Genomic DNA, 24,658 nt, shown 5'->3' with positions numbered 1-24,658 from the left:
GGCACCGCGCACTGGCGTGGACAGGCCGCTTCCCCTGAAGATGAGGGCCGGCGTCATGATCAAAGAAATCATCGTTCATCTTGACGGTACGCCTGACGATGAGGCCCGCATCGTTTATGCGGAATATTTGGCGGCCGCGCGTGGCGCCCATATTCGCGGGCTCCATTGCGTACTTCTGCCGGAAATCATCCTGAACCTGCCCCAATACGCCATCAGCAGGGACGTGGCATCGGAACAGATGGCGCAGTTCAAGGCCCAGGTGGACAAGACCAAGGAGGATCTGCGGACCCGGCTGGACAGGCTGAGCGTTCCCTATGACCTCCGCCGTTTCGATATCCTGGCCGAGGGGGTGGAGCGTATCGTGGCCAACCAGGCCCGGACCGCCGACCTGATGGTGGTGCGCACCCCTTACCGGCCCGGTTTCGCCGTGCCGGGCCGGGCCCCGGAGATCGTGGAGGCGGCCCTGTTCGGATCCGGTCGCGGCGTGTTCGTGGTGCCGGAGGAAGAGCCGGTGCGCGTCCGTCCCATGGACACCGTCCTGGTCGCCTGGACCGACAGCCGGGAAGCCGCCAACGCAGTCAGCCGGGCCATGCCCTTCCTGCAGGCGGCGACCCAGGTGGTGGCCGCGATGGTGGAGGACGGCCGTCCGCCGGAGGCCATAGGCGAGGAGCCGGGCGCCGACCTGGCGCGCTATCTGGACCGGCACGGCGTCAAGGTCGAGCTTCGCCACCTGCGCGAATGGCGCAACGCCTCCGAAGCGCTTTTCAACGAGGCCGAACGGCTGGGCGCCGGCCTGCTGGTAGCCGGTGCCTACGGCCATTCCCGGCTTAGGGAATGGGTGTTGGGCGGCGTCACCCGGGACATCCTGACGAGAACGCCGATCCCCGCCCTGCTGGCGCATTAAGGCCACCCGGCGATCTTGAAATCCATATCGGGGGGATTGCCATGACCGCGCGCCCGCTCACCATCCTGGCCTTGCAGGACAGCCACGACTACGCCCAGGGCGTTGCCACCCATCTCGCCCTGTCGCCCTTCCCTCTGGAAGAGCGGCGCTTCGAGGATGGGGAGGTCAAGATCCGTCCGCTGGTCGATGTGGCCGGCCATGACGTCCATGTCGTGCAGTCGCTGCACGGCGATGGCGCGGCCAGCGTCCATGATCGTCTGTGCCGCCTGGCCTTCCTGATCGCCTGCCTGAAGGACAACGACGCCGCCAGCGTGACGCTGGCCGCCCCCTATCTCTGCTATGCCCGCAAGGACAGGCGCACCCAGCTGTTCGACCCGGTGACCATGCGCTATGTGGCCATGATGCTAGAGGCCATGGGCGTGGATCGCGTCATGGCGCTGGAGGTGCACAATCCGGCCGCCGCCGAGAACGCCTTCCGCCGGCCCTTCATCCATCTGGAGACGGCGGGCCTGTTCGCCGATCATTTCCGGGGCCTGGCCCGGGACCTGCCGGTGACCGTCGTCTCTCCCAGCACCGGGGGCGCGAAGCGGGCGGAACGGTTCCGCCAGGCGCTGCAGGCATCCGCAGGACGCGCCGTCGATAGCGGCTTCGTCGAAAAGAACCGCAGCGGCGGATTCATCACCGGCGGCGCGTTCCTGGGCGACGTCAAGGACCGGGCCGTGATCATTCTGGATGACCTGATCAGCACCGGGGCCACCATGGTGCACGCCGCCCGCGCCTGCCGCCTGGGCGGGGCCCGCCTGGTCCACATCGCCGCCACGCACGGCCTGTTCAATGGCGGCGCAGCCACGCTGTTCAGCGACGAGGTGGACAGCGTGGTGGTGACCAATTCGGTCACGCCCGTCGAAAGGCCGCCTTTCAGCGACCGCAAGCTGACGATCCTGGACACCAGCCCCCTGATCGCCGCCGCCATCCGCCGCCTACGCGCCGGGACATGAGCCGCTGAACCGCCAAACCGGCATGCCTGGGGAGACAATGCCATGCCTCGCAGTCCGGCCCTTATCACCGCAGACGCCCGATCCCCCCGCCCTTCAGGGGAGGAGGGGGGCATCAGCGGTGCCGAGGTTGCCGGAAGTCCCCTTGGCCTTCGTGGTAAGTGCCGCCCTGCGCCGCCACTCGCTGCTGTCCCTGCAATGGTTGAGCGTGAGCGGGACCGGGTCGGAGGTGACCCTGCGCGGCCGTGTCGACAACTGGCCGCTGCGCACCCTGGCGGAGCATATCGCCTGGGCCGTGCCGGGCGTGGCACGGGTGCACAACCTGGTCGACGTGGAGCCATGACATGGCCGATTTCACCGCCCAGTCCGAGGTCCGGGCCTTCCTGTCCAACCCTATTCCCATGGCGGAACACGGCGCCCGCCGGACGCACTCCCTCACGCAGGAGATAAAGATGAGCGACGACAAGACCTTGCAGTTGGATGTCATGGCTGAGCTGGCCTGGGATCCGCACCTGGACGCCAGTCATATCGGGGTGGCGGCGGAGGGCGCTGTCGTCACCCTCACCGGCCACGTGACCAGTTGGGCGGAGAAGCGCGCGGCCGTCGCCGCGGCGCGCCGGGTTCGGGGCGTAGGCGCGGTCGCCAATGAAATCGAGGTCCGCCTGCCCGCCGACCGCAAATGGCACGACGATGAGATCGCCAAGCGCGCCGTGGACATACTGCACTGGTCCTGCCCCCAGCTCGCCCCGCGCGTGAAGATCACCGTGACCGCCGGCGTGCTGACCCTGGAAGGCACGGTGGAGCATTTCTTCGATCGCATGGAGGCCGAGCGTTACGTGCACCGGCTGCACGGCATCGTGCGGGTGGACAACCACCTTATCGTGTCCAGCCAAGCGAGCCTGGCCGATATCCATGACAAGATCGAGGCCGCCTTCCGTCGCAACGCCAACCTGGCGGCGGATCACCTCAGTGTCACCGCGGACGGCCCTGTGGTGACGCTGCGCGGACGCGTGCGCAGCTGGCAGGAACATGACATCGCGGAGCGCGCGGCCTGGGGCGCCCCTGGCGTCACCGAGGTCAACAACCTGATCCAGGTCGAACCGTAAACGCCGGCGATGGCCAGCGGAGGCATGCCCCCAACGTGTCCAGCCGGGGACCGGCGGCAAATACATGCCGAGGAGTGCCAGTCCGGACAGGTTTTACGGGACCGCCGACACGTCCGGCGCCGCCCCCCGGTCACCCGCGTAAATGGCGGCGACCGTTTCGACCACGGGGAGGCGCCGTATGGGCCCCATACCAAACACGTCCGCGCCCGCCATCTGGGCCCTATCGCTGGCCGACCTGTTGGCGGTACTGCCGGCCGATGCCGGCGGCCTCACGACGGCGGAGGCGGAGCAACGACAGCGGCGATGGGGCCCCAACCAGGTTTTGGCTCGTCGCCGGCGACCCGCGTGGCTGGACTTCCTGGCCCGTTTCGCCAATCCGCTGGTGCTGATCCTGCTGTTCGCCAGCGCCCTGTCGGCAGCCACCGGCAACACCTCCAGCTTCGTCATCGTCTTGGCCGTCGTCTTGCTCAGCGTCGTGCTGGACTTCATCCAGGAGCGACAGGCCGAAGCCGCGGTGGAGGCCCTGCGCCGCACCGTCGCCGTGCGGGTGCAGCTCTGGCGCGACGGCCATGAGACGACCGTGCCGCTGGAGCAACTGGTGCCGGGTGACGTGGTGCGGCTGGCGGCTGGCGACCTGGTCCCTGCCGACTGCCGCCTGCTGGAAGCGCGCGACCTGTTCGTGAACCAGGCCATCCTGACGGGTGAGCCCTACCCGGTGGAGAAGCGCGCGGACCAGGGGCCCCTGCTTACCGGCGCGCCTGGGGAGGCGACCGCCTGCCTGTTCATGGGCACCTCCGTCCTCGCCGGCAGCGCCACGGCCGTCGTCTGCCAGACGGGCGGCGCCACCCTGTTCGGACAGATGAGCCGCAGCCTGCAATCGGCGGCGCCACCGACGGCTTTTGAAACCGGGGTCCGCCGGTTCGGCTTCCTGATTCTGCGGCTCACCTTTTTCCTGGTCCTGTTCGTGCTGGCGGTGAATTCCCTGTTTCACCGCCCCTGGCTGGACTCCCTGATGTTCGCGCTGGCCCTGGCGGTGGGGCTGACGCCCGAACTGCTGCCCATGATCGTCACGGTGACCCTGGCGCGCGGCGCCCTGCGGCTGGCCAAGCGCAGGGTGATCGTCAAGCGGCTGGCGTCCATGCACAATGTCGGCGCCATGGATGTGCTGTGCACCGACAAGACGGGAACACTGACCCAGGCCGCCATCCAACTGGTGCGCGCGCTGGATGGTGAGGGGAAGGATGACCCCCGCCTTTTCGAGCTGGCCTACATCAACAGCCGGTTTGAAACCGGCCTGCACAGCCCCATGGACGAGGCCATCCTGGCCCATGGCCAGATCGACATGACCGCCTGGCGGAAGTGCGACGAGGTGCCTTTCGATTTCGAGCGCCGGCGCGTGTCGGTCCTGGCGGAAAACCATGGAACCAAACTGCTGGTGGTCAAAGGCGCGCCGGAGGATATGGTGCGGCTGTCCGGCCAGTGGCGTGGACCGGGGGGAACGCTTCGCGCCTTGGATGAGGAAGCCCGGGCACAGCTGGACGAACAGTTCCAATCGCTGGGCCGCGAGGGCTACCGCGTGCTGGCCGTCGCCACCAGGCCCCTGCCACCCGACCGCCAACACATCGACCGCACCGATGAACACGACCTGGTCTTCGAGGGGCATCTCGCCTTCCTGGATCCGCCCAAGGCCAGCGCCACGGCCGCCGTGACCGCGCTCGCGCGATCCGGCGTCGACATCAAGATACTGACCGGCGACACCGAGGCGGTCACCCGGCACCTGTGCGCACAGCTGAACCTGCCCATCACCGGACTGTTGACGGGCGAGGAACTGCGGGCCCTGACCAGTGAGGCATTACACGCGCGGCTGAAGCAGGTGAACGTCTTCTGCCGCGTGACGCCGCAGCAGAAGGAGCGTGTGCTGTCAGCCTGCCGCCGGGCAGGGCACGTCGTGGGTTTCATGGGGGATGGGGTCAACGACGCCGCCGCCCTGCACGCCGCCGATGTCGGCATTTCCGTGGACAGCGCCGCCGACGTGGCCAAGGAGGCCGCCAGCCTCATCCTGTTGGACCAGGATCTTTCCGTCGTGCACGAGGCCGTGCTGGAGGGGCGCCGCACGGTCCTGAACGTCACCAAGTACGTCCTGATGGGCAGCAGTTCCAATTTCGGCAACATGTTCAGCATGGCCGGCGCGGCCTTGTTCCTGCCCTTCCTGCCCATGCTGCCGGTGCAGGTTCTGCTAAACAACCTGCTCTATGATGCGTCGGAGGCAGGCATCCCCTTCGACCGCGTGGAGGAGGAGGCGCTGACGCGGCCGGTGCACTGGAACCTGCCCCTGATCCTGCGCTTCATGCTGGTGCTGGGCCCGGTCAGCTCGCTGTTCGACTTCCTGACCTTTTATGTCCTGCTGCACCTGTTGCATGCCCAGGAGGCCCTGTTCCAGACCGGCTGGTTCATCGAGAGCCTGGCGACACAGGTGCTGGTGATCTTCGTCATCCGCACACCCCGCGCGCCCTGGCGCGGCCGGCCCCACCCATTGTTGGCCGGGTTGGCCGTGTCCACGGCGGTGCTGGCCGCGCTGCTGCCGCTGACGCCGTTGGGCGGGCTATTCGGACTGGTCGCGCCGCCGCCCGCCTTCTATCTGTTTCTGGTCGGGGCCATCGTGGTCTACCTCACGCTGGCGGAGGGCGCTAAAAGGCTGTTCTTTAAGAGATTTTCTTGATTGGCGCCGTGACGGCTGGAAAGCAAAAAGCCCACCCTTGAGCCACGTCAAGGATATATCCCGCCAATTCCCTTAAGCGTCGAGGAGCACGCACGCAGCCGGTCACCATTGGCCGGACAAGGGAGAGGACCATGCCCACGGTCGAGACACCCCAGCGGGTCGAGTTGAACATCAGCGTTGAGAAAGTCTTCTACATCATTGTGAAGGCCCGGGAATTCGACGTGAAGGTGGCGCCGGTGGAACCGGATCCCGGCTCCAATCCCGCCGATGACGGCGAGGGCTCCATCCTCGGCGATTATGCCGACGATCCGACGGCCGCCGAGCTTCGTGCCGCCATCAACGCCCTGAACGACGATGAAGTGATCGACCTGATCGCCCTGGCCTGGCTGGGGCGCGGCGATGACGACTGGGCCACCGTCCGGGCTTTGGCCCGCGAGCGCCACCATCGCCATTCCGCCTCGTACCTCATGGGCATGCCGGCGCTGGGAGATTACCTGGAGGAAGGGCTGGCGGCGCTGGGCCACTCCTGCGAGGAATTCGAAGTCGGGCGGCTTTGACGGGCGGGACCGGAACCATGCCCGACATGCCCCTGCTCCGGACCCATCGGTCCACTGCGCGTCCCCCGTTCCGGCGCATCGCGCTGGTTCTGCAGGGCGGCGGCGCCCTGGGCTCTTACCAGGCCGGCGCGTATGAGGCCTTGGCCGAGGCGGAGTTGCACCCCGACTGGGTAGCCGGCATGTCCATCGGCGCCATCAACGCCGCACTGATCGCCGGCAACCCGCCCGGGGAGCGCGTGGCCAAGCTGCGGCAGTTTTGGGACGAAGTGGCCGGAGCGGCCCGGGCCCTGGATTGCCTGGAAGCGTTGGCGACGTCGCAAGTGGACGGCGAGGCACCGCGATCCACCCTCAACCAACTGAGCGCCCTCATAGCGACCGTAGCCGGCGTGCCCGGCATGTGCACCCCCCGGCTGGTCCCACCTTGGGCGTCGTGGCCGGGCAGCACGGCGGCGACCAGTTTCTACGACACCGCCCCCCTTCGCCGCACGCTGGAGCGGCTGGTGGATTTCGATCGCATCAACGCTGGCGGCCTGCGCTTCAGCGTCGGCGCCGTCAACATCGAAACCGGCAACTTCGTCTATTTCGACACCGCCACCCATACCATCGGTCCTGAACATGTCATGGCCAGCGCCGCCCTGCCGCCGGGTTTCCCGGCGATCGAGGTCGACGGCGAGTTTTATTGGGATGGCGGATTGGTGTCGAACACGCCCCTGCAATGGGTGCTGGAAGGCGATGCGCATGAGGACACGCTGGCGTTCCAGGTGGACCTGTGGAGCGCCAGGGGCGACATGCCGACAAGCCTGGCCGAGGCCATGACCCGTCAGAAGGAAATACAGTATTCCAGCCGGACCCGGGCCGTGACCGATGAATTCCGGCGCAAGCAACGGCTGCGGCATGCCATCGCCGCCCTGCTGGCCGCCCTGCCCGCCGACTACCGCGACCTGCCGGCGGCCCGTGACCTGGAGCCCGACGCGGACCACAAGGTGTTCAACATCATCCACCTGATCTATCACGCCAAACGCCACCAGGGCAGCACCAAGGATTTCGAGTTCTCCCGGCTGAGCGTCGGGGAGCATTGGGCCATCGGCTACCAGGACACGGTGCGGACCTTGCGTCATCCAGAGGTGACGCGGCGTCCGGAAACGGCGGACGGGATCTTCACCTTCGACGTGGCCGTCGATGGCCGAGAATAGGAGGGGCGCCATGCGGTGCCGAGTGCTGTTTCCCGTGATCCTCCTCCTGGTGTCCGCAGTGGCGGCGCCGGCCGCGCGGGGGGAAGGCGGCACACCGGTCCTGGCCTATCACCGTTTCGATCCGACCACGCCCGGCCCCACCACCATCACGACGCCCGTATTCGAGCGGCAACTCGACTGGCTGGACGCTCACGACATCAAAGTCGTGCCCCTGCGAAGCGTGGTGGATGCGGTACGCGGCGGCCAGTGGCCCACCGGGACCGCTGGCCCGGCGGCCGCCATCACCGTGGATGACGGTCACGTCTCGGTCTACACCCAGCTCTACCCCATCATCCGCCGCCGTCATGTGCCGGTCACCCTGTTCATCTACCCTTCGGCCATTTCCAACGCCGCCTACGCCCTGACATGGGAACAGCTGGCGGAGATGGTCCGGTCCGGCCTGGTGGACGTTCAGTCCCACACTTATTGGCACCCCGATTTCCGCAAGGAACGCGCCCGTCGCACGCCGGACGATTACCGGACCTTCGTGAACTCCCAGTTGGTCCGGTCCAAGGCGGCGCTGGAGCAGCACCTGGGCATCAAGGTCGACCTGCTGGCCTGGCCGTTCGGAATCATCGATGCCGATCTTCAGGCCGCCGCGCAGCGCGCCGGCTACCGCGCCGCCTTCGCTTATGAGGGTGGATGGGCGGCACCGGGGGGGCCGCTCTACGCCATTCCCCGCATTCCGGTTTCAAACCACGACCGCGACGCCGCCTTCGCCGCGTTGCTAACACCAGCACCCGCGAAAAAGGGCCAGCCACGATGATCCGACGGTTCCTCAAGAGCGCCGTGCTCGCCATCTGCCTGGGACTGGCGCTGGTCCATCCGGCGGCGGCCATGGCGGGGCGGATTGTCGATGGCGCCACCGGCGCGCCCATCGCCGGCGCCACGATCGTCGCCGGCGGTCAGCTGGTGCCGGTGGACGGGATGGGACGCTTCACCGTCGACACCACGGGCCCGGTGTTCGCCCGCGCCCCGGGCTACCGGGCAGGCACCTTCAACCCCGCGGCATCGCCACCTACGGATGCCGTGCTGCGCCTGGATCCCTTTACGCCCAAGGCGCTCTATCTCACCGTCTACGGCATCGGCTCCAGTTCACTGCGCGATCCCGCCTTGGCCTTGATGCGGGAGAAAGGCCTAAACGCCCTGGTGATCGACGTGAAGGGGGACAGGGGGCTGGTCCCCTTCCCTAGTGCGACCGCCATGACGATGCCCGGCGCCCGCGCAATCACCACCATCCCCAACCTGGCGGAGCTGGCGGCGACGCTTCACGTGCAGGGAATCTACGCCATCGCCCGCATCGTCACCTTCAAGGACCCGCTGCTGGCGGCCAGCCGGCCCGACCTGGCGGTGAAGCGCGGCAATGGCGAGCTGTTTCGCGATCGGGAGCATCTCGCCTGGACCGACCCGCTGCAACAGGTGGTTCGCGACTACAACATCGGCATCGCCATCGAGGCGGCCCAGGCCGGCTTCGACGAGATCCAGTTCGACTATGTGCGCTTCCCGGACGCCAACCAGCGTCTGCGCTTCGCCGGACCCACCACGGAAAAGGACCGGCTGGCCGCCATCGCCGGCTTCCTGGGAGAAGCGCGCCGCCGGTTGCTGCCGTACAATGTCTATGTCGCGGCGGATATCTTCGGCTATGTCTGCTGGAACCTGGACGATACCGGTATCGGGCAGCGTCTGGAGGAACTGGCGCCGCAGGTGGATTACCTGTCCCCCATGCTTTACCCGTCGGGCTTCCAGTTCGGCATTCCCGGATACCGCAACCCGGTCAGCCATTCTTATGAGATCGTGCGCCTGTCCCTGGAAAACGCGCTGTCACGCCTGAACATATCGCCCAAGCGGTTCCGCCCCTGGCTGCAGGCCTTCAAGGACTACGCCTTTGATCGCCGGTCCTTCGGCGGTGGTGAGATACGGTTGCAGACCAAGGCGGCCGATGATGTGGGGGTGGACGGATGGATGCTGTGGAACCCGCGCAACGTTTACGGCGACCTGGGCGTGGAACAGCAGGCCGCGCGCTGAGGACCGGCATGTCCCTGTGGCTCCGCAGCCACCTCCTCCTGGGCCTGGCCCTGCTGGCCCTGGGCATCACACCGGCGTTCGCCGCCCGGCCGGACATGGCCTCGCTGGCGCCCTTCATCGAGAGCGCCGTCCGGGAGGAGATGACCGCCGGCCATATCCCAGGAGCCGTGATCCTGGTCGGCGACCGCGACGGCATCCTGTACCAAGGCGCCTGGGGGTTGCGCCGGGTGGTCCCGGACACCGCACCCATGACAGCCGACACCATCTTCGACCTGGCCTCGCTGACCAAGGTGCTGGTGACCACCACCGCCATCATGCAATTGGTGGAACGGGGCAAGGTGCACCTGGAGGCGCCGGTATCCCGCTATTGGCCGGCCTTCTCCACCAACGGCAAGGCTGCCATCACCGTTGAGGCGCTGCTGACCCATACATCTGGCCTGCGCGCGGACCTGGATCGGACCCGCCGGTGGGACGGTGCCGCCGAGGCGCGGGCCCTGCTGCTGGCGGAGACGCCGGTCAGCCCCCCCGGAGAGCGTTTCCGCTACAGCGACATCAACTTCCTGGTCCTGGGCGAGGTGGTGCGGCGGGTCAGCGGCCTGCCGCTGGACCGGTACGCGGCCCGGCATATCTTCCGCCCCTTGGGCATGACGGACACACGGTTCCTGCCCCCCGCCGCGTTGCATCCCCGCATCGCTCCGACGGACGTTCAGGATGGGGCGTTGCGATGGGGGAGAGTCAGCGACCCAACCGCCTATCGCATGGGGGGCGTGGCCGGACATGCCGGCGCCTTCGGTACGGCGGCGGACCTGGCCCGCTTCGCCCGTATGCTGCTGAACGGCGGCACGCTGGGGAAACGGCGCGTGCTGAAGGCCAGCAGCGTCACCCGGATGATTGCCCCCAATGTGCTGCCAGGGGGAACAACCAGGGGGCTGGGCTGGGACAGGACCTCCCCCTATGCCGGTGGGCAGGACACCGCATTCGGTCCGGGTTCCTATGGACATACTGGCTACACCGGCACATCGCTGTGGGTGGATCCGGGCCGCGGATGCTACCTCATCATCCTGACAAGCCGCCTGCATCCTGATGGAAAGGGCGACGCACGCCCCTTGCGGCGGCGCTTGGCCGAAGTAGTGGCCGTCGCCTGGGCGCCCCCGGTATTGACTGGCATCGATGTGCTGGCCGCCCAGGGGTTCAGCCCATTGCTGGGCAAGCGAGTGGCACTGCTGACCAACCAGACGGGCGTGGACCGGCAGGGCCGCAGGACCGCCGATCTGCTGGCACGCGCAGCGGGCGTGCACCTGGCGCTGCTGCTGAGCCCGGAACATGGGCCGGCGGGTGACCGCGAGGGCCGGGTCGCCTCGGGCACGGACGCAGCCACCGGCGTTCCCATCCTCAGCCTTTACGGCAGCAGCCGCCGCCCGTCACCGGAAGCGTTGGCGGGCCTGGACGCTATCGTCATCGACATCCAGGATGCCGGCGCGCGCTTCTACACCTACGCCACCACCATGGCCTATGTCCTGGAGGCGGCGGCCGTGGCCCATGTTCCGGTCTATGTGCTGGACCGCCCCAACCCCATCACCGCCACGGCAGTCCAGGGGCCGGTGCTGGACGCGGACCGCCGGTCCTTCACCGGCTATTTCGCCTTACCGGTCCGCCATGGCATGACCCTGGGGGAACTGGCCTCGCTGTTCAATGCCGAGAACAATATCGGCGCGGCGCTGACCGTCATTCCCATGCAGGGCTACCGCCGCGACCGCTGGTACGACCAGACGGACCTCCGCTGGATCAACCCATCGCCCAACCTCCGATCCGTTAACGAGGCCACTCTCTATCCCGGCGTGGCTCTCATCGAGGGCAGCGCCGTCAGCGTGGGGCGCGGGACAGCCACCCCATTCGAAGTGGTCGGCGCACCATGGGTCGACGGACCGGCCCTGGCTGAAGTGCTGCGGGCCAGGGCCATCCCCGGCATCCAGTTCGCGCCCACGACCTTCATCCCAACGGGAGACCGCTACGCCGGCTTGACGTGCCAGGGGGTGCGCCTGACGGTGACAGATCGCACCGCCCTGGACAGCCCGCTGTTGGGTGTGGAACTGGCGGCGGCGCTCCACCGGTTCTACCCGCAGCGGTTCACCCTGGATGACACACTGGGCCTGATCGGCTCCAAGGCCACGGTTGAGGCCATCCGTTCGGGCGTCGACCCCCGCGCCATCGCCGCCGGATGGGACGCGGACCTGACGGCCTTCAAGGCGCTGCGCGCCAAATACCTGCTCTACCCGTGAACAGCGGCGGCCTGATCCATCTCAAGGTGTGCGGCGCCGGACCATGGGAAGGTGCGAACCATCGGCGCACGCTGGACCCGACGCGCCGACCGTAATCGGAAGGGTCATGCCGCACAGGAGGGAACCATGGATCTCTTCGACGCCCTGCATAACCGCCGCGCCGTCCGCGCCTACAGCGAAGCCGGCGTCGCCGCGAACCAGATCCGTTCGGTCATCGAGGCGGCTGTGGACGCCCCAAGCGGCATGAACCGCCAGCCCTGGTCATTCATTGTGGTGATGGACCGCCCCCGGCTGCGCCTGTGGTCGGACCATGCCAAAGCCTTTCTGCTGCGGTCCTTGGATAACCAGCCCGAGCTGAAGCCGATGGAAAGCCATCTTGCCGACCCGGCCTTCAACATCTTCTACGATGCGCCCGCCCTGATCGCGATCTGTGCCACGGTGCCGGACGCCATGGCCCAGCAGGACTGCTGCCTGGCGGCGGAGAACCTCATGCTCGCGGCCCATGGCCATGGCCTGGCGACCTGCTGGATCGGCTTGTCGCACGCCTGGCTGAACAGCGCCGATGGCAAGGACGCCTTGGCCCTGCCGCCGACCATGCCGGTCGTGGCGCCCATCATCATCGGCCATCCCAGGGATGGCGCCCCGCCAAAACCGCCCCGTAATCCAGCCCACATTTCCTGGATTGGCGACTGAAGCCACCGCCGGAAGGCATGGCCTTGTCAAAGGGCCGCGGGGGACAGGAAGGCGCGAAACGCCGGGGACGCGTCGGCCCCGAACATATGGGCCGGCGGGCCGCTGGACTCGACGCGCCCGTTCATCAAGTGCACCACCCGGCTGGACACATCGCGCGCGAACGCCATTTCGTGGGTCACGACGATCATGGTCCGCCCCTCATCCGCCAGGGATCGCATCAGGGCCAGGACCTCGCGCACCCGTTCCGGATCGAGGGCGGAGGTCGGCTCATCGAACAGGACCAGCTTCGGGTTCGTCGCCAGGGCCCGGGCGATGGCCACCCGCTGCTGCTGGCCGCCGGAAAGCCGCTTGGGATAGGCGGCGTGAAAGCCGGCCATGCCCACCCGTTCCAGCAGCGACCGCGCGGTGGCCAAAACCTCCTCCCGGTCACGGCGATGGACGCGCAAGGGCGCCTCCATGACGTTCTGAAGCACCGTGAGGTGGGGCCAGAGATTGAAGCCTTGGAAGACCATGGCCGTCTGGGTCCGCAGGCGGGCGGCGGCTCGGCTGTCGGAAACCTCCAGGCGGCCGTGACGGTTGCGCGCCAGGGGCGCCTGCACATCGCCGATGGCGATCTGGCCCTCGTCTGGAACCTCCAGCAGGTTGAGGCAGCGCAGGAAGGTGCTTTTGCCCGAACCGCTGCCCCCCAGGATGGAGATGACCTCCCCCTCCCGCGCCTCCAGCGAGACGCCGGCCAGTACTTCCCTGTCGCCGAAGGATTTGCGGATGTTGGTGGCGGTCAGGACAGGGGGTGGCACGGTCATGACAGCGGCTCCAGGGTGGGCGGAAGGGGCGCGAGCGGGGTTGCGGCGCGGTCGACGTCCAGCCGGCGCTCCAGCACCGTCAGCAGGGTCGACAGCGTCGCGTTGATCAGCAGATACAGCGCCGCCGCCGCGCAGAACACGTCCAGGGTGCGGTAGCTGTGGGCGATGACCTGCTGCGCCACGCCGGTGATGTCCAGAACCGTGATGGTGCTGGCCAGCGAGGTCGACTTGGTCATCATGATGATTTCATTGGAATAGCTGGGCAGCGCGATGCGGATGAGCGACGGCGCGATCACCCGCCGCAGCAGCATGAACCCGGTCATGCCGCAGGCGCGGCCGGCCTCGATCTCCCCACGCGGCACGGCGGCCAAGGCCCCGCGGAAGATCTCGGCGATATAGGCGGAGCAACAGCAGGTCATGGCCAGGCAGGTGCAGAAAACCGGGTCCCGGAACGCCGCCCAGAGGATGCCGTGGCGTATCCAGGGGACCATGGCGAACCCATAATAGATCATGAAAATCTGCAGGATCAGCGGCGTGCCCCGGAACAGGAAGGTCCAGGTCCGCTGGACCAGGCGCGGCAGCGGCGACCGCGCCACCGACATCGCCGTGAGGCCGGTGGCCAGCACCGTGGCGCAAACGCCGGAGACCGCCAGGATCAGCAGGGTCACGGGCACGGCGCGCACCAGCTGCGCGGTGACCGACCCGATGAACGTCAGGTGTTCCCCCATCGCGGTCAGCCCCTGTCCCACCGGTTGGAATAGCGGCCGCCGTAGTGGAAAGCCGTGCTGGAAAGGGTGGTGAGCACCAGGTAAAGCGCCATGGCCACGCCGAAGAACAGGAAGGGGTGCCGGGTCGATCCGGCGGCCACCAGGCTGGTGCGCATCAGCTCGCTCAGCCCTGTGACGGCGATCAGGGCGCTGTCTTTCAGGTTGAACTGCCAGACGTTGCCCAGCGCGGGCAGGACGACGCGCGCCACCTGCGGCAGGACGATGCGGTGGAAGCACATAAGGTCACTGAAGCCCATGGCCCGCGCCGCCTCGAACTGCCCCCTGGGAATGGCGCCGACCCCGCCCCGGAAAATCTCGGCCTGATAGGCCGCCGACACCAGGCCGACCGACACGCTGCCGATCAGGAAGGGGGGCGGCAGGCCCGGCGCCTCCCAGCCGAAGGTCTCCGACAGCGACAGGATCAGGGAAGGCAGGCCGAAATACAGCAGCAGGATGACCAACAGCTCCGGCACTCCGCGCAGGATCACGCCATAGACCAACGCCGCGCGCCGCAGCCAGCGCGGCCCCTTCAGCCGCGCCCAGGCCAGCAGGATGCCTAGCACCGTGCCGATGGCCATGGAGGCGGCGGACACCGCCAGGGTGAGCAGGCAGCCCTTCAGCAGCAGGGGCGCCCAGCCGTCCGGCCCGAAGCCGAGGATCGCGAGATCGTCCATCATGGCTTGGGGGTTCCGGAGGGTGTTGAAGTGGGATCGGGTCCCAGGTCGGGTGTTGCGTCAGCCTTGAACCATTTCAGGCTCAGCCGCTTCACCGTGCCGTCGGCGACGGCGGAGCGGATCGCGGCGTTCAGGCGTTCCGCCAAGGCGGTGTCGTCCTGGCGCAGGCCGAAGCCCTCGCCGGCGCCAAGCTCGCCGCCGATCAGTTCAGGCCCGACCAGCACCAGGTCCTGCGCGTCGGGTGCCGCCAGCAGCGGCCGCAGATACGTGGTGTCATCCAGCGTGAGGTCGATACGGCCGCTTAACAGGTCCAGGTCCCGTTCCCCCATGGTGCGGTAGGATTTGATGGTGATGACGCCCGCCAGGTACTTGTCCAGGAAAGCGTCGTAGGTGCTGGAGATGGCGACGCCCAGGGTCTTGCCGCGCAGCTCCTCGCGCAGGGCCGCCAGCGCTTGGGCCTGGCGCTCCGGGGCCGGGCTGGCATCAAGATCCAGCACCAAGCCGCGGTTGGCCATGCGGGCCAAGGGGCTGTCCTTCTGGGTGACGAAGACCCCGGTGGTGATGGCGTACGGCAGGGAGAAGGCCAGCACGGCCTTGCGCGCCGGCGTGATCTGCAACGCGTCGGCGATAACGTCGATCTTATGGGCCTGCAAGGCGCCGATCATGCCGTCCCAGTCCTGGGCCACCAGTTGGCATTGCAGGTTGGCCCGTTGGCAAAGCACCTGCAGCAGGTCTGGCTCGAAGCCGATCAGGCTGCCGTCGGGCCGGGTCATGTTCCAGGGCGGGAACGCCCCCTCCGTCCCGATGACGACGGTCCGGCGAGCTTGCTGGGCGGGAACATCGGCCGCCCGCGCTGCCTGAAGGGACAGCAGGATTGCGAGCCCGAGAACGGCGCCGCGCAGGGTTTTGCTCATAGCCGCTCCGTCAACGGGACGATCTCCACCAACCAGCACGCCGCCATCGCCTGCACCGTGACGGACGCCCCCGCCCCAGCGTGGAACAGCAGGGCGTCCAGCGGGCCCAGCGTGTGGGTGCCGCCGCCGTGCGTCACCTGCGCGGCGCCGGTCGCGACCAACAGGTGGGTCGCGGCCGGGGCCAGCGGCAGGGTGGCGGTCCCGGCGGGCAGCCTGCGCTGCGCGCCGCGCGCCCGGCCGTGGCGAACCATGAGGTTCAGGTCCACCACCGGCCCGCCGTCCGGCGTTCCCGACACCGGCACGTCGCCGGGGAAGGGGTGGGCCGCCGTCTCCGGCGTCACCACCACCGGGGCCACGCCGCCGCCGAAGTCCAGCAGCAGGCGGCCCTCCAGGACGGCCAGCATGCGGTCGGTGTCGGCGAAGTGGGAAAACGGTCCCGCCTGCCGCACCTCCGCGATGCTGACGCGCCAGAGGAAATCGCCGGCGCCGTCATCCTGGCGGGCGACCTCGCGGGTCACGCCGCCGCCGTTCTTCCACGGGCTCGCGGTCCGTTGCGCCGCCGGCAGCGGCCTGACACCGCTCATCCCAGGATGCCGGGCAGGTCGAGGCCCATGGCGCGGGCGCAGTCCTGGGCGATGTCGTAGCCGGCGTCGGCGTGCCGCATGACGCCGGTGGCCGGGTCGTTCCACAGCACGCGTTCCAGGCGCTTGGCCGCCTCGGGCGTGCCGTCGGCGACGATGACCATGCCGCTGTGCTGCGAATAGCCCATGCCCACGCCGCCGCCGTGGTGCAGCGACACCCAGGTGGCGCCGGAGGCGGTGTTCAGCAAGGCGTTCAGCAGGGGCCAGTCGGACACGGCGTCGGTCCCGTCCTTCATCGCCTCCGTCTCGCGGTTGGGGCTGGCGACGCTGCCGCTGTCCAGGTGGTCGCGGCCGATGACGACCGGCGCCTTCAGCTCGCCCTTGGCCACCATCTCGTTGAACGCCAGGCCCAGCCGGTGCCGGTCGCCCAGCCCCACCCAGCAGATGCGGGCGGGCAGGCCCTGGAAGCGGATCTTTTCCCGCGCCATATCCAGCCAGCGGTGCAGGTGCGGGTTGTCCGGCATCAGCTCCTTCACCTTGGCGTCGGTCTTGTAGATGTCCTCGGGATCGCCCGACAGGGCGGCCCAGCGGAACGGGCCGACGCCACGGCAGAACAGGGGGCGGATGTAGGCGGGCACGAAACCGGGGAAGTCGAAGGCGTTGGCCACGCCTTCGTCCTTCGCCACCTGGCGGATGTTGTTGCCGTAATCGACGGTGGGCACCCCCGCCGCCTGGAAGTCCAGCATGGCCTGGACGTGGACCGCCATGCTGGCGCGGGCGGCGGCGGCCACCGCCTGCGGTTCCCGTTCCCGCCGCTCGACCCACTCGGCCACCGTCCAGCCCGCCGGCAGATAGCCGTTGACGGGATCGTGGGCGGAGGTCTGGTCGGTCAGCAAATCCGGGCGGATGCCCCGCCGGAACAATTCCGGCAGCAGTTCGGCAGCGTTGCCCAGCAAGCCGACGGAGACCGCCTTTTTCTCAGCGCACGCCCGCTCGATGATCGCCATCGCCTCATCGATGGTCTCGGCGGCGTGGTCCAGGTAACCGGTGCGCAGGCGCATCTCGATACGGCTGCGCTGGCATTCGATGGCCAGGCACGACGCGCCGGCCATGACGGCGGCCAGCGGCTGCGCCCCGCCCATCCCGCCCAGGCCGGCGGTCAGCAGCCAGCGGCCCGAGAGGTCGCCACCGTAATGCTGGCGGCCCATTTCAACGAAGGTTTCATAGGTGCCCTGGACGATGCCTTGGGACCCGATGTAGATCCAGGATCCGGCCGTCATCTGCCCGTACATGGCCAGGCCCTTGCGGTCCAGCTCGTGGAAATGCTCCCAGTTCGCCCATTTGGGAACCAGGTTGCTGTTGGCGATCAGCACGCGCGGGGCGTCGGGATGGGTGCGGAAGACGCCCACCGGCTTGCCGGACTGGACCAGCAGGGTCTGGTCCGCCTCCAGCCGCGTCAGCGTTTCGACGATCCGGTCGTAGCTCTGCCAGTCCCGGGCGGCGCGGCCGATGCCACCGTAGACCACCAGCTCCTCCGGGCGCTCCGCCACGTCGGGGTGCAGGTTGTTCATCAGCATGCGCAGCGCCGCCTCGGTCAGCCAGCTTTTGGCGGTGCGTTCCGTGCCGGTGGCGGGGCGGATGACGCGGGTGTTGTCGATGCGGCTCATAGGGTCCTTCCCAGGCTGGTGGCGAAGGCGAGGCAGTCGTCCAGGATACCGGTCAGGACCGTGACGAGAGGCCTCGCGTAAGCGGGGTCGAAAGGGGGCGGCCAGGTGTCGGGGCGGGGCTCGTCCGGCTCGGCGAGATAACCCCGGATGGCCAGTTCCATCTGAATGGCGTGGATGCCCTCGGCGGGGCGGCCATAGTGGCGCGTCGTCCAACCGCCTTTGAACCGGCCGTTCAGCACATGGCTATGGCCGCTGGCGGCACAGCGGTCGTGGATGGCGGTCGCCAGCGCCCCGTCGCAGGTGGCGCCGCCGTTGGTGCCGATGTTGAACTGCGGCAGGGGGCCGTCGAACAGGCGGGGGATGACGCTGCGGATGGAATGGGCGTCATACAGGACGACGGCGCCATGGTTCCGCCGCAGCCGCGCCAGCTCCGCCCGGATGGCGTCGTGATAGGGATCGAAATAGGCCGTGCGCCGCGCGGCGATCTCGGTGGCATCGGGCGTGGCCCCGGCGTAAAGCGGCTCACCGTCGAAGGTGGTGAGGGGGCAGAGGTCGGTTGTCGCCTGGCCCGGATAGAGCGACGCGCCGGAGGGGTCACGGTTGACGTCGATGACGCTGCGCGACAGCCGCGTCCGGATGGTGGTCGCGCCCATGTCCGCCGCGAAGGCGTACAGCCGGTCGATCCACCAATCGGCGTCCTTGCGCGCCAGCCAGGGCGATGCGAAGCGGCCCAGCAGCCCATCCGGTATGTCGATGCCGGTATGGGGGAAGGTCACGACCAGGGGCGCGGCGCCGCGGCGAATTTCCAGCCAGTCCGTCATCTCACCAGTCCGCCATCTCAATTGCCCCGCCAGACACGTGCGTGCAGGGGGTTGAACCCCATGCGGTAGACCAGGTCCGCCGGCCGCTCGATATCCCAGATCGCCAGGTCGCAGGACTTGCCCGCCTCCAGCGTGCCGATCTCATGGTGCAACCCCAAGGCGCGGGCAGCGTTGCGGGTGACACCGGCGATGCATTCATCCACCGTCATGCGGAACAGGGTGGCGCCCATGTTCATGACCAGCAGCAGCGAGGTCAGGGGCGACGTGCCCGGGTTGCAGTCCGTGGCCAGGGCCATGGGCACGCCGGCCGCGCGGAAGGCATCCACCGGCGGCAGCTTTGTTTCCCGCACGAAATAAAAGGCGCCGGGCAGCAACGTCGCCACGGTGCCGGCCGCAGCCATGGCCGCGACACCATCGGCGTCGGTATGTTCCAGATGGTCGGCCGACAGGGCGCCATGCCGGGCCGCCAGCGCGGCGCCGGACAGGTTGGACAACTGGTCGGCATGCAGTTTGATCGGCAGGCCATGGGCGGCGGCGGCGGCGAACATCCGCGCCGTCTGATCCGGCGTGAAGCCGATGCCCTCGCAGAACGCGTCGACGGCGTCGGCCAGCCCCTCCCCCGCCGCCGCCGGCAGCACGGTGTCGCACAGGAAGTCGACATAGCGGTCCGCGTCACCGCTGAATTCCGGCGGCAGCGCGTGGGCGCCCAGGAAGGTGGTGGTGATCCGGACCGGCCGCGCCTGCCCCAGCCGGCGCGCGGCGCGCAGCATGCGCAGCTCAGCCTCCAGGTTCAGCCCGTATCCGGACTTGATCTCCACCGTCGTGGCCCCTTCCGCCATCAGAGCGTCCAGCCGGGGCAACGCGCCGGCCGTCAGCGCCGCCACGTCGGCGTCGCGCGTAGCGCGCATGGTGGAAAGGATGCCGCCGCCGGCCCGGGCGATCTCCTCGTAAGAGGCGCCGGCCAGCCGCAGTTCGAACTCATGCGCCCGGCTTCCGCCATGGACCAGGTGCGTGTGACAATCGATCAAGCCCGGGGTGATCCAACGGCCGGCGCAATCCATCACCACACCGGCGTCGAAACCGGGCGCGTCGGCAGCGGGACCGGCGTAGACGATCAGGCCGTCACGCATGGCGACGACGCCATCGCGAACGATCCCCAGCCCATGCTCAGCCCCGGCAAGCGTCGCCAAATGGGCGTTCGTCCACAGCTTGTCGCAACGCATGCCCGTTCTCCCGGCGGATCCCAAGTCCGCCTCAATGGTTGCGTTCGCACCTTAGAATGTATAGACATATGGCGCAACAGGAGAATGCACCATGGGCACTGACGGCGGTTCGGACGGGGCTTTCCACTTCCAGCAGGCCCTGCTTCCCCAGGGTTGGGCGGACAATGTGCGGCTGACGGTCCGGGATGGCGTCATCGCCACCCTGGAATGGAACGCGGCGCCCCAGGCCGGTGACGAGCGGCGGCCGGTGGCCCTGCCCGGCCTGCCCAACCTGCACAGCCACGCCTTTCAGCGCGGCATGGCCGGCTTGGCGGAGGTGCGGGGGCCGGCGGGCGACAGCTTCTGGACCTGGCGCGACGTCATGTACCGCTTCGTCGATCGCCTTTCACCCGACGACCTGCACGCCATCGCGGCCTTGGCCTATATGGAAATGCTGGAGGCCGGGTTCACCCGCGTTGGGGAGTTCCATTACCTTCATCATGATCGGGACGGCGGCCGGTTCGCCGACCCGGCGGAGATGAGCGCCGCCATCGTCGCGGCGGCGGACGAGACCGGCATCGCCCTGACCCACCTGCCGGTGTTCTATGCGCATTCAGGTTTCGGCGGGGCGGCACCAGGGCATGGGCAGCGCCGCTTCCTGCATGACCTGGACGGCTTCGCCCGCCTGCTGGACGCGGCGCGGACCAAGGCGCGGGCCCTGCCCGACGCGGTCGTCGGCGTGGCGCCGCACAGCCTGCGCGCGGTGACGCCTGAGGAATTGACCCAGGTGGCCGGCCTGGCCGGCGCCGCCCCCGTGCACATCCATATCGCCGAGCAGGTGAAGGAGGTCGAGGACTGCGTGGCCTGGGGCGGGGCCCGGCCGGTGGAATGGCTGCTGGCCAATGCGCCGGTGGACGCCCGCTGGTGCCTGGTGCATGCCACCCACGTGACGCCGGCGGAGGTCGCGGACATGGCGGCCAGCGGCGCGGTGGTCGGTCTCTGCCCCATCACAGAGGCCAACCTGGGCGACGGCATCTTCCCGGCCACCGCCTACCTGTCCGCCGGCGGCCGGTTCGGCGTCGGATCGGACTCCAACGTCCTGATCGACGCGACCGAGGAACTGCGGCTGTTGGAATACGGCCAGCGCCTGGCGGGCCGCAGCCGCAACGTGATCGCGCAGGCGCCGGGACGGTCGACGGGCCAGGATCTGGTGGAGGGCGCGCTGGCGGGGGGCGCCGCCGCCCTGGGCGCGCCGTGCGCCATCGCGGTTGGCCATGCGGCGGACCTGGTCAGCATCGACACCCAGCACCCGTCGCTGCACGGCCGCCGGGGCCCGGCGCTGCTGGACGCCTTGATCTTCGCGGCCGGCCGCGCGGCCATTGACGGGGTCTGGCGCCGGGGCAAGCAGGTGGTTAATACTGGCCGGCACCAGCGGCGGGACGCCATTGTCACCCGTTACCGCCAAGTCCTCGAAAGATTGACCCAGTGACGCTTTCCCTGCATGAGCGCATTCGAACGGACATAGAGTCGGCCATCCTGTCGGGGAAGCTGGCACCGGAAGACCGGCTCCCCGTCGAGCATGAGCTGATGCAGACCTATCAATGCTCGCGCATGACGGTCAACAAGGCGCTGTCCGCCTTGGCCGCGGCGGGCCTTATCGAACGGCGCAAGGGCGCCGGCTCCTTCGTGGGCCGCCCGCATGCCCATTCCATGATCCTGGACGTCCCCGACCTGCCGGTCGAGGTGGCCAAACGCGGCCATGTCTACGGCTATCAGCTGCTGGTGCGGAAGCTGCGGGCCGCCGCCCGGGGAAACGCCGAGGAAGAGTTGCTGGCCGGCGGTCGCCGGCTGCTGCAGCTGGACGGCCTGCATTTCGCCGACGGCGCGCCCCTCGCGGTGGAACGCCGCCTGGTCAGCCTGGCCGCCGTACCGGCAATCGCCGAGGCGGACCTTGAGAAGGAACCGCCCGGAACCTGGCTGCTGCGGCATGTGCCGTGGACGGAGGCGGAAACCCGCATCTCCGCCGTTCCCGCGGATGCGGAGATCGCGCGTCTTCTCAAGACGCCGGCCGGCACGGCCTGCCTGCTGGTGGAACGGCAGACCTGGCGCAGTTCGGAACGGATCACGGCCGTGCGTCAGTATTTCCTGGGCACGGCCTATCATCTGGTCGCCCGGTTCGGCAGCAGCCGTCCGTGACGGCCTGCGGCCCTTCGGGGCCGCAGGCCGGACGGGACATCAGAACTTCTGACCGAACTTGACGCCGAACAGTCGCGGCTTCGTCGGATAGATGCGCGCGTACTGGCCGGAGATTTCGGGGGCGGAGAAGGTGTTCCGGGTCAGCCCCCCGCGTTCGTCGAACAGGTTCTGGACATAGAACTCGGCACTGGTGTTGCCGATCTTGCCGCCCATGGAGATGTCCACGGTGGTGAAGCCGGGACTGTCGCCGACCAGGTCATTCGCCGTGGTTCCCAGGAAGCTGCGCGTGCTGGTCTGGTGGTTCACACTTCCCTGGACGAAGCTGTCCACCTCCCCCAGCAGGAATTCATAGCGGGCCGTCGTGTTGAATTTGATCCGGGGCTGTACCGGCAACCGCGTGCCCTTCGGCGCCGCGATGATGCCGGAGGCGCAGTCCGGGTTGCTGTTGGCGCCGATGGCGCAGAAGTCGGTCGCCAAGCGGGCATCGTTGAAGGCGCCCGATGCCGACAGGGTCAGGCTGCGGGTGACGGCCCAGGTGATGTCCGTCTCGACGCCGTACACCCGGGCGTCGCCGGCATTGTAGATGTTGGTCACGCTGCCGGAGTTGAGCGCCACCAGGGCGTACTGCAGGTTGTTCCATTCCTCGTAATAGACGGCGCCGTTGAAGCGCAGCTTCTGATCGAACCAGGATGTCTTCCAGCCCAGCTCGTAATTGTCCAGGGTATCCGATCCATAGGGCTCGACCGCCGCCCGCCGGTTGTTGCCGCCAGGGCGATAGCCGGTGGAATATGTCGCATAGACCATGCGATCCGGATCGATCTGCCACGTTACGTTCAGCTTGTGGGTCTCGCCCGAGTCACTGAATTTCTTGTTGAGGTAGGAACAGCTGTTCAGCGACGGGAAGGGCGTCACGCAGCCGGCCTTCGCCGCGTCGCTGGCGAAGCCCGAGAAGCCGGTCAGCGTGTTGTCGGCGATGAATCCGCGCACACCGCCGGTCAGGGTGACGCTGGGCAGGATGTCGTAGGAGGCCTGGCTGAACACCGCGTAGTCGCGGTCGACGATGTGCACGTTGGTCAGGAAGATGTCGTCTTCATACACAGGCGATCCCTGTTGGGACGACCCGTAACCCGGCGCGTAATAGTTCGCCTGGAACTGGTTGGTCTGCTCTTGATAGAACAGGCCGGCAGTGACCCGCCAGCGGTTGGTTGAGGGCGAACTGAAGCGCAATTCGTGGCTTTGCTTGGTCAGATCCTGATGCCCATAATAATATTGGGTGGGATCGATCTGCTTCCCCATCGAATTGGTGAAATACCCATAGTTGGGGTAGGCATCGTAGGCGACGGTGTAATAGCTGTAGTCGGCGTGGGTGTCGATCGACCGCTGCATATAGCCGCCGGAATAGAGCACATCCCAATCCCAGACCTTGCCCTCGACCGTCAGGGCCGCCTGGTACCACTTGTCGATGTTGCGTTCCGGCGCATAGTCGTGAACCTGCAGGTCACCCGCCTTGGGGTCGTAGAGGAAGGAACCGTTGGACCGCTGGTGCTGGGCGATGACCTGGGGCGTGACCGTCCAGTCGTCGTCCAGGTCGATGCCCAGGGCGACGCGGCCGCCATAGGTGTCGACATCGTTGAAGTTCTTTTTGACGAACTTCGAGTTGTCCACGGTGATGGGGCTGTTGACCACCGTGCCGTCGTCCAGGGTATGGGGGCTCTGGTAGGTGCGCTGGTGGTAGGTGTTGTCGATGTAGCCGCCGTCATGCTCATCAAAGCCGACGATGCGCACCGCCGCCCTGTCGCTGAGGGGGATGTTCACGAAGCCTTCGATGGTGCCGCCCAGGCTGCCCTTGTCGAAGCGGGTGCCCTGGACGTCATAACCGGCCGAGAACTTGGACGTGTCGGGCTTGTTGGTGATGATGCGCAAGGTGCCGGACAGGGAACTGGCGCCGTAGAGCGTGCCTTGCGGCCCGGACAGCGCCTCGACCCGGGCGACGTCATAGATATGGACGTCCAACAGGGAGCCGATGGTGGTGACGGGGATTTCGTCCAGGTAGAAGCCGCTGGTGGGCAGCGCGCCGAACGGCAGGCCGTCGCCACCGGACGAGATGCCGCGGAAGAACAGCTGGCTCTGGCCGGGACCGAACGACTGGAAAGACACGCTGGGCAACTGCTTGGCGTAGTCGTCGAAGGACTGGACCTGGTGTTGTTCCAGCGTGGCCGTGCCCAAGGCCTGAAGGCTGATGGGCACGTTCTGTAGGTTCTCGCTGCGCTTCTGCGCCGTCACCACGATTTCCATCAGGCCTTCATTCGCCGCCGAGTCCGGGGTCGCCGGTGCGGCGGGCGTGGTGTCGGCGGCGATGGCGGACTGCATTCCCCATATCGGCGCCAGCGCCGTGGAGGCCAGAAGCAGGACCAGCCTGCCGGCCCGCTTGGTCTTAACTCGCATTATGATCGCCCTTTCCCATGAAGTTCCGCTTCTGTCCCTGTTCTTGTGGGTCTTCCGCCCTTAGGTATTTTTGTTGTT

22 protein-coding genes are annotated in these 24,658 nt (G+C 67.9%); 13 read left to right on the top strand and 9 right to left on the bottom strand.

The window, feature by feature from the left end; all coding sequences use genetic code 11:
• Positions 1-55: 55 nt before the first annotated feature.
• From P5F91_RS01185 to P5F91_RS01135, 11 genes are all read left to right on the top strand, one after another.
• Positions 56-904 (top strand): universal stress protein, encoded by an 849-nt coding sequence (locus P5F91_RS01185; protein WP_186455020.1) that lies wholly within the window; start codon positions 56-58, stop codon positions 902-904.
• Between the two features lie 41 nt (positions 905-945).
• Complete coding sequence (locus tag P5F91_RS01180; protein WP_145613745.1) at positions 946-1,902, top strand: ribose-phosphate diphosphokinase; 957 nt, start codon at positions 946-948, stop codon at positions 1,900-1,902.
• A gap of 151 nt (positions 1,903-2,053) precedes the next feature.
• Positions 2,054-2,242, top strand: a complete 189-nt coding sequence (locus tag P5F91_RS01175) for a BON domain-containing protein (protein WP_246134633.1) — start codon at positions 2,054-2,056, stop codon at positions 2,240-2,242.
• A gap of 1 nt (position 2,243) precedes the next feature.
• Entirely contained in the window at positions 2,244-3,005 is a 762-nt protein-coding gene (locus tag P5F91_RS01170) for a BON domain-containing protein (RefSeq protein WP_277906210.1), read from the top strand.
• Between the two features lie 178 nt (positions 3,006-3,183).
• Entirely contained in the window at positions 3,184-5,724 is a 2,541-nt protein-coding gene (gene mgtA, locus P5F91_RS01165) for a magnesium-translocating P-type ATPase (protein ID WP_277906209.1), read from the top strand.
• A 131-nt stretch (positions 5,725-5,855) separates the two neighbouring features.
• Positions 5,856-6,281, top strand: coding sequence for a DUF3775 domain-containing protein (locus tag P5F91_RS01160; protein WP_088874923.1), 426 nt, complete (start codon positions 5,856-5,858; stop codon positions 6,279-6,281).
• A gap of 17 nt (positions 6,282-6,298) precedes the next feature.
• The gene (locus tag P5F91_RS01155; RefSeq protein ID WP_277906208.1) at positions 6,299-7,474 is read left to right on the top strand and encodes a patatin-like phospholipase family protein; all 1,176 of its coding nucleotides are present in this window, start codon (positions 6,299-6,301) and stop codon (positions 7,472-7,474) included.
• Between the two features lie 10 nt (positions 7,475-7,484).
• A complete protein-coding gene (locus P5F91_RS01150) occupies positions 7,485-8,279 on the top strand; it encodes a polysaccharide deacetylase family protein (RefSeq protein WP_277906207.1) in 795 nt (264 codons plus the stop codon).
• Positions 8,276-9,538 (top strand): putative glycoside hydrolase, encoded by a 1,263-nt coding sequence (locus P5F91_RS01145; RefSeq protein ID WP_277906206.1) that lies wholly within the window; start codon positions 8,276-8,278, stop codon positions 9,536-9,538. The genes P5F91_RS01150 and P5F91_RS01145 overlap by 4 nt, the downstream gene beginning before the upstream one ends.
• Before the next feature lie 8 nt (positions 9,539-9,546).
• A complete protein-coding gene (locus P5F91_RS01140) occupies positions 9,547-11,817 on the top strand; it encodes a serine hydrolase (protein WP_145613737.1) in 2,271 nt (756 codons plus the stop codon).
• 126 nt (positions 11,818-11,943) lie between these two features.
• Positions 11,944-12,510, top strand: coding sequence for a nitroreductase family protein (locus P5F91_RS01135; RefSeq protein WP_277906205.1), 567 nt, complete (start codon positions 11,944-11,946; stop codon positions 12,508-12,510).
• A 26-nt stretch (positions 12,511-12,536) separates the two neighbouring features.
• Here the strand turns inward: P5F91_RS01135 and P5F91_RS01130 are convergent, their stop codons facing one another.
• From P5F91_RS01130 to hutI, 8 genes are read right to left on the bottom strand one after another with little or no spacing between them, the layout of a single operon-like run.
• The gene (locus P5F91_RS01130) at positions 12,537-13,313 is read right to left on the bottom strand and encodes an ABC transporter ATP-binding protein (protein WP_145613735.1); all 777 of its coding nucleotides are present in this window, start codon (positions 13,311-13,313) and stop codon (positions 12,537-12,539) included.
• The gene (locus tag P5F91_RS01125; protein WP_277906204.1) at positions 13,310-14,041 is read right to left on the bottom strand and encodes an ABC transporter permease; all 732 of its coding nucleotides are present in this window, start codon (positions 14,039-14,041) and stop codon (positions 13,310-13,312) included. Before P5F91_RS01125 ends, P5F91_RS01130 begins: the two co-directional genes overlap by 4 nt.
• 5 nt (positions 14,042-14,046) lie before the next feature.
• A complete protein-coding gene (locus P5F91_RS01120; RefSeq protein WP_145613733.1) occupies positions 14,047-14,757 on the bottom strand; it encodes an ABC transporter permease in 711 nt (236 codons plus the stop codon).
• Entirely contained in the window at positions 14,754-15,668 is a 915-nt protein-coding gene (locus P5F91_RS01115) for a transporter substrate-binding domain-containing protein (protein WP_145613732.1), read from the bottom strand. Before P5F91_RS01115 ends, P5F91_RS01120 begins: the two co-directional genes overlap by 4 nt.
• Positions 15,665-16,252, bottom strand: a complete 588-nt coding sequence (locus tag P5F91_RS01110) for a HutD/Ves family protein (protein ID WP_145613731.1) — start codon at positions 16,250-16,252, stop codon at positions 15,665-15,667. Before P5F91_RS01110 ends, P5F91_RS01115 begins: the two co-directional genes overlap by 4 nt.
• Positions 16,249-17,916 carry a urocanate hydratase gene (hutU, locus tag P5F91_RS01105; RefSeq protein WP_277906203.1) on the bottom strand — a complete coding sequence of 556 codons (1,668 nt, stop codon included), beginning with the start codon at positions 17,914-17,916 and terminating at the stop codon, positions 16,249-16,251. Before hutU ends, P5F91_RS01110 begins: the two co-directional genes overlap by 4 nt.
• The gene (hutG, locus tag P5F91_RS01100; protein ID WP_277906201.1) at positions 17,913-18,737 is read right to left on the bottom strand and encodes an N-formylglutamate deformylase; all 825 of its coding nucleotides are present in this window, start codon (positions 18,735-18,737) and stop codon (positions 17,913-17,915) included. Before hutG ends, hutU begins: the two co-directional genes overlap by 4 nt.
• 17 nt (positions 18,738-18,754) lie before the next feature.
• On the bottom strand, positions 18,755-19,960 hold the full coding sequence (hutI, locus tag P5F91_RS01095) for an imidazolonepropionase (protein WP_277906199.1): 1,206 nt from the start codon (positions 19,958-19,960) through the stop codon (positions 18,755-18,757).
• Positions 19,961-20,051: 91 nt separating this feature from the next.
• On the opposite strand from hutI, the gene P5F91_RS01090 reads away from it, so the two are divergent.
• Positions 20,052-21,428 (top strand): formimidoylglutamate deiminase, encoded by a 1,377-nt coding sequence (locus P5F91_RS01090; RefSeq protein ID WP_145613727.1) that lies wholly within the window; start codon positions 20,052-20,054, stop codon positions 21,426-21,428.
• Positions 21,425-22,135 (top strand): histidine utilization repressor, encoded by a 711-nt coding sequence (gene hutC / locus P5F91_RS01085; protein WP_145613726.1) that lies wholly within the window; start codon positions 21,425-21,427, stop codon positions 22,133-22,135. Before P5F91_RS01090 ends, hutC begins: the two co-directional genes overlap by 4 nt.
• 39 nt (positions 22,136-22,174) lie before the next feature.
• Here hutC and P5F91_RS01080 read toward each other — a convergent pair whose 3' ends face one another.
• A complete protein-coding gene (locus P5F91_RS01080; protein WP_145613725.1) occupies positions 22,175-24,580 on the bottom strand; it encodes a TonB-dependent receptor in 2,406 nt (801 codons plus the stop codon).
• Positions 24,581-24,658: the final 78 nt, after the last annotated feature.

The organism is Nitrospirillum amazonense, from assembly GCF_029594735.1.
GTDB lineage: Bacteria > Pseudomonadota > Alphaproteobacteria > Azospirillales > Azospirillaceae > Nitrospirillum > Nitrospirillum amazonense.
Note: the sequence above shows the minus strand (reverse complement) of the source record. Positions and strands in the feature narration are given on the sequence as shown.

Excerpts from the sequence above, each read along its gene's own strand:
- P5F91_RS01150 (WP_277906207.1), top strand. The coding sequence starts at position 7,485 with ATGCGGTGCCGAGTGCTGTTTCCCGTGATCCTCCTCCTGGTGTCCGCA.
- hutI (WP_277906199.1), bottom strand. The coding sequence starts at position 19,960 with ATGCGTTGCGACAAGCTGTGGACGAACGCCCATTTGGCGACGCTTGCC.
- P5F91_RS01080 (WP_145613725.1), bottom strand. The coding sequence starts at position 24,580 with ATGCGAGTTAAGACCAAGCGGGCCGGCAGGCTGGTCCTGCTTCTGGCC.
- P5F91_RS01155 (WP_277906208.1), top strand. The coding sequence starts at position 6,299 with ATGCCCGACATGCCCCTGCTCCGGACCCATCGGTCCACTGCGCGTCCC.
- P5F91_RS01140 (WP_145613737.1), top strand. The coding sequence starts at position 9,547 with ATGTCCCTGTGGCTCCGCAGCCACCTCCTCCTGGGCCTGGCCCTGCTG.
- P5F91_RS01170 (WP_277906210.1), top strand. The coding sequence starts at position 2,244 with ATGGCCGATTTCACCGCCCAGTCCGAGGTCCGGGCCTTCCTGTCCAAC.
- P5F91_RS01110 (WP_145613731.1), bottom strand. The coding sequence starts at position 16,252 with ATGAGCGGTGTCAGGCCGCTGCCGGCGGCGCAACGGACCGCGAGCCCG.
- P5F91_RS01130 (WP_145613735.1), bottom strand. The coding sequence starts at position 13,313 with ATGACCGTGCCACCCCCTGTCCTGACCGCCACCAACATCCGCAAATCC.
- P5F91_RS01145 (WP_277906206.1), top strand. The coding sequence starts at position 8,276 with ATGATCCGACGGTTCCTCAAGAGCGCCGTGCTCGCCATCTGCCTGGGA.
- P5F91_RS01160 (WP_088874923.1), top strand. The coding sequence starts at position 5,856 with ATGCCCACGGTCGAGACACCCCAGCGGGTCGAGTTGAACATCAGCGTT.
- P5F91_RS01120 (WP_145613733.1), bottom strand. The coding sequence starts at position 14,757 with ATGATGGACGATCTCGCGATCCTCGGCTTCGGGCCGGACGGCTGGGCG.
- P5F91_RS01125 (WP_277906204.1), bottom strand. The coding sequence starts at position 14,041 with ATGGGGGAACACCTGACGTTCATCGGGTCGGTCACCGCGCAGCTGGTG.
- mgtA (WP_277906209.1), top strand. The coding sequence starts at position 3,184 with ATGGGCCCCATACCAAACACGTCCGCGCCCGCCATCTGGGCCCTATCG.
- P5F91_RS01090 (WP_145613727.1), top strand. The coding sequence starts at position 20,052 with ATGGGCACTGACGGCGGTTCGGACGGGGCTTTCCACTTCCAGCAGGCC.
- P5F91_RS01115 (WP_145613732.1), bottom strand. The coding sequence starts at position 15,668 with ATGAGCAAAACCCTGCGCGGCGCCGTTCTCGGGCTCGCAATCCTGCTG.
- hutU (WP_277906203.1), bottom strand. The coding sequence starts at position 17,916 with ATGAGCCGCATCGACAACACCCGCGTCATCCGCCCCGCCACCGGCACG.
- hutG (WP_277906201.1), bottom strand. The coding sequence starts at position 18,737 with ATGACGGACTGGCTGGAAATTCGCCGCGGCGCCGCGCCCCTGGTCGTG.
- P5F91_RS01180 (WP_145613745.1), top strand. The coding sequence starts at position 946 with ATGACCGCGCGCCCGCTCACCATCCTGGCCTTGCAGGACAGCCACGAC.
- P5F91_RS01185 (WP_186455020.1), top strand. The coding sequence starts at position 56 with ATGATCAAAGAAATCATCGTTCATCTTGACGGTACGCCTGACGATGAG.
- P5F91_RS01135 (WP_277906205.1), top strand. The coding sequence starts at position 11,944 with ATGGATCTCTTCGACGCCCTGCATAACCGCCGCGCCGTCCGCGCCTAC.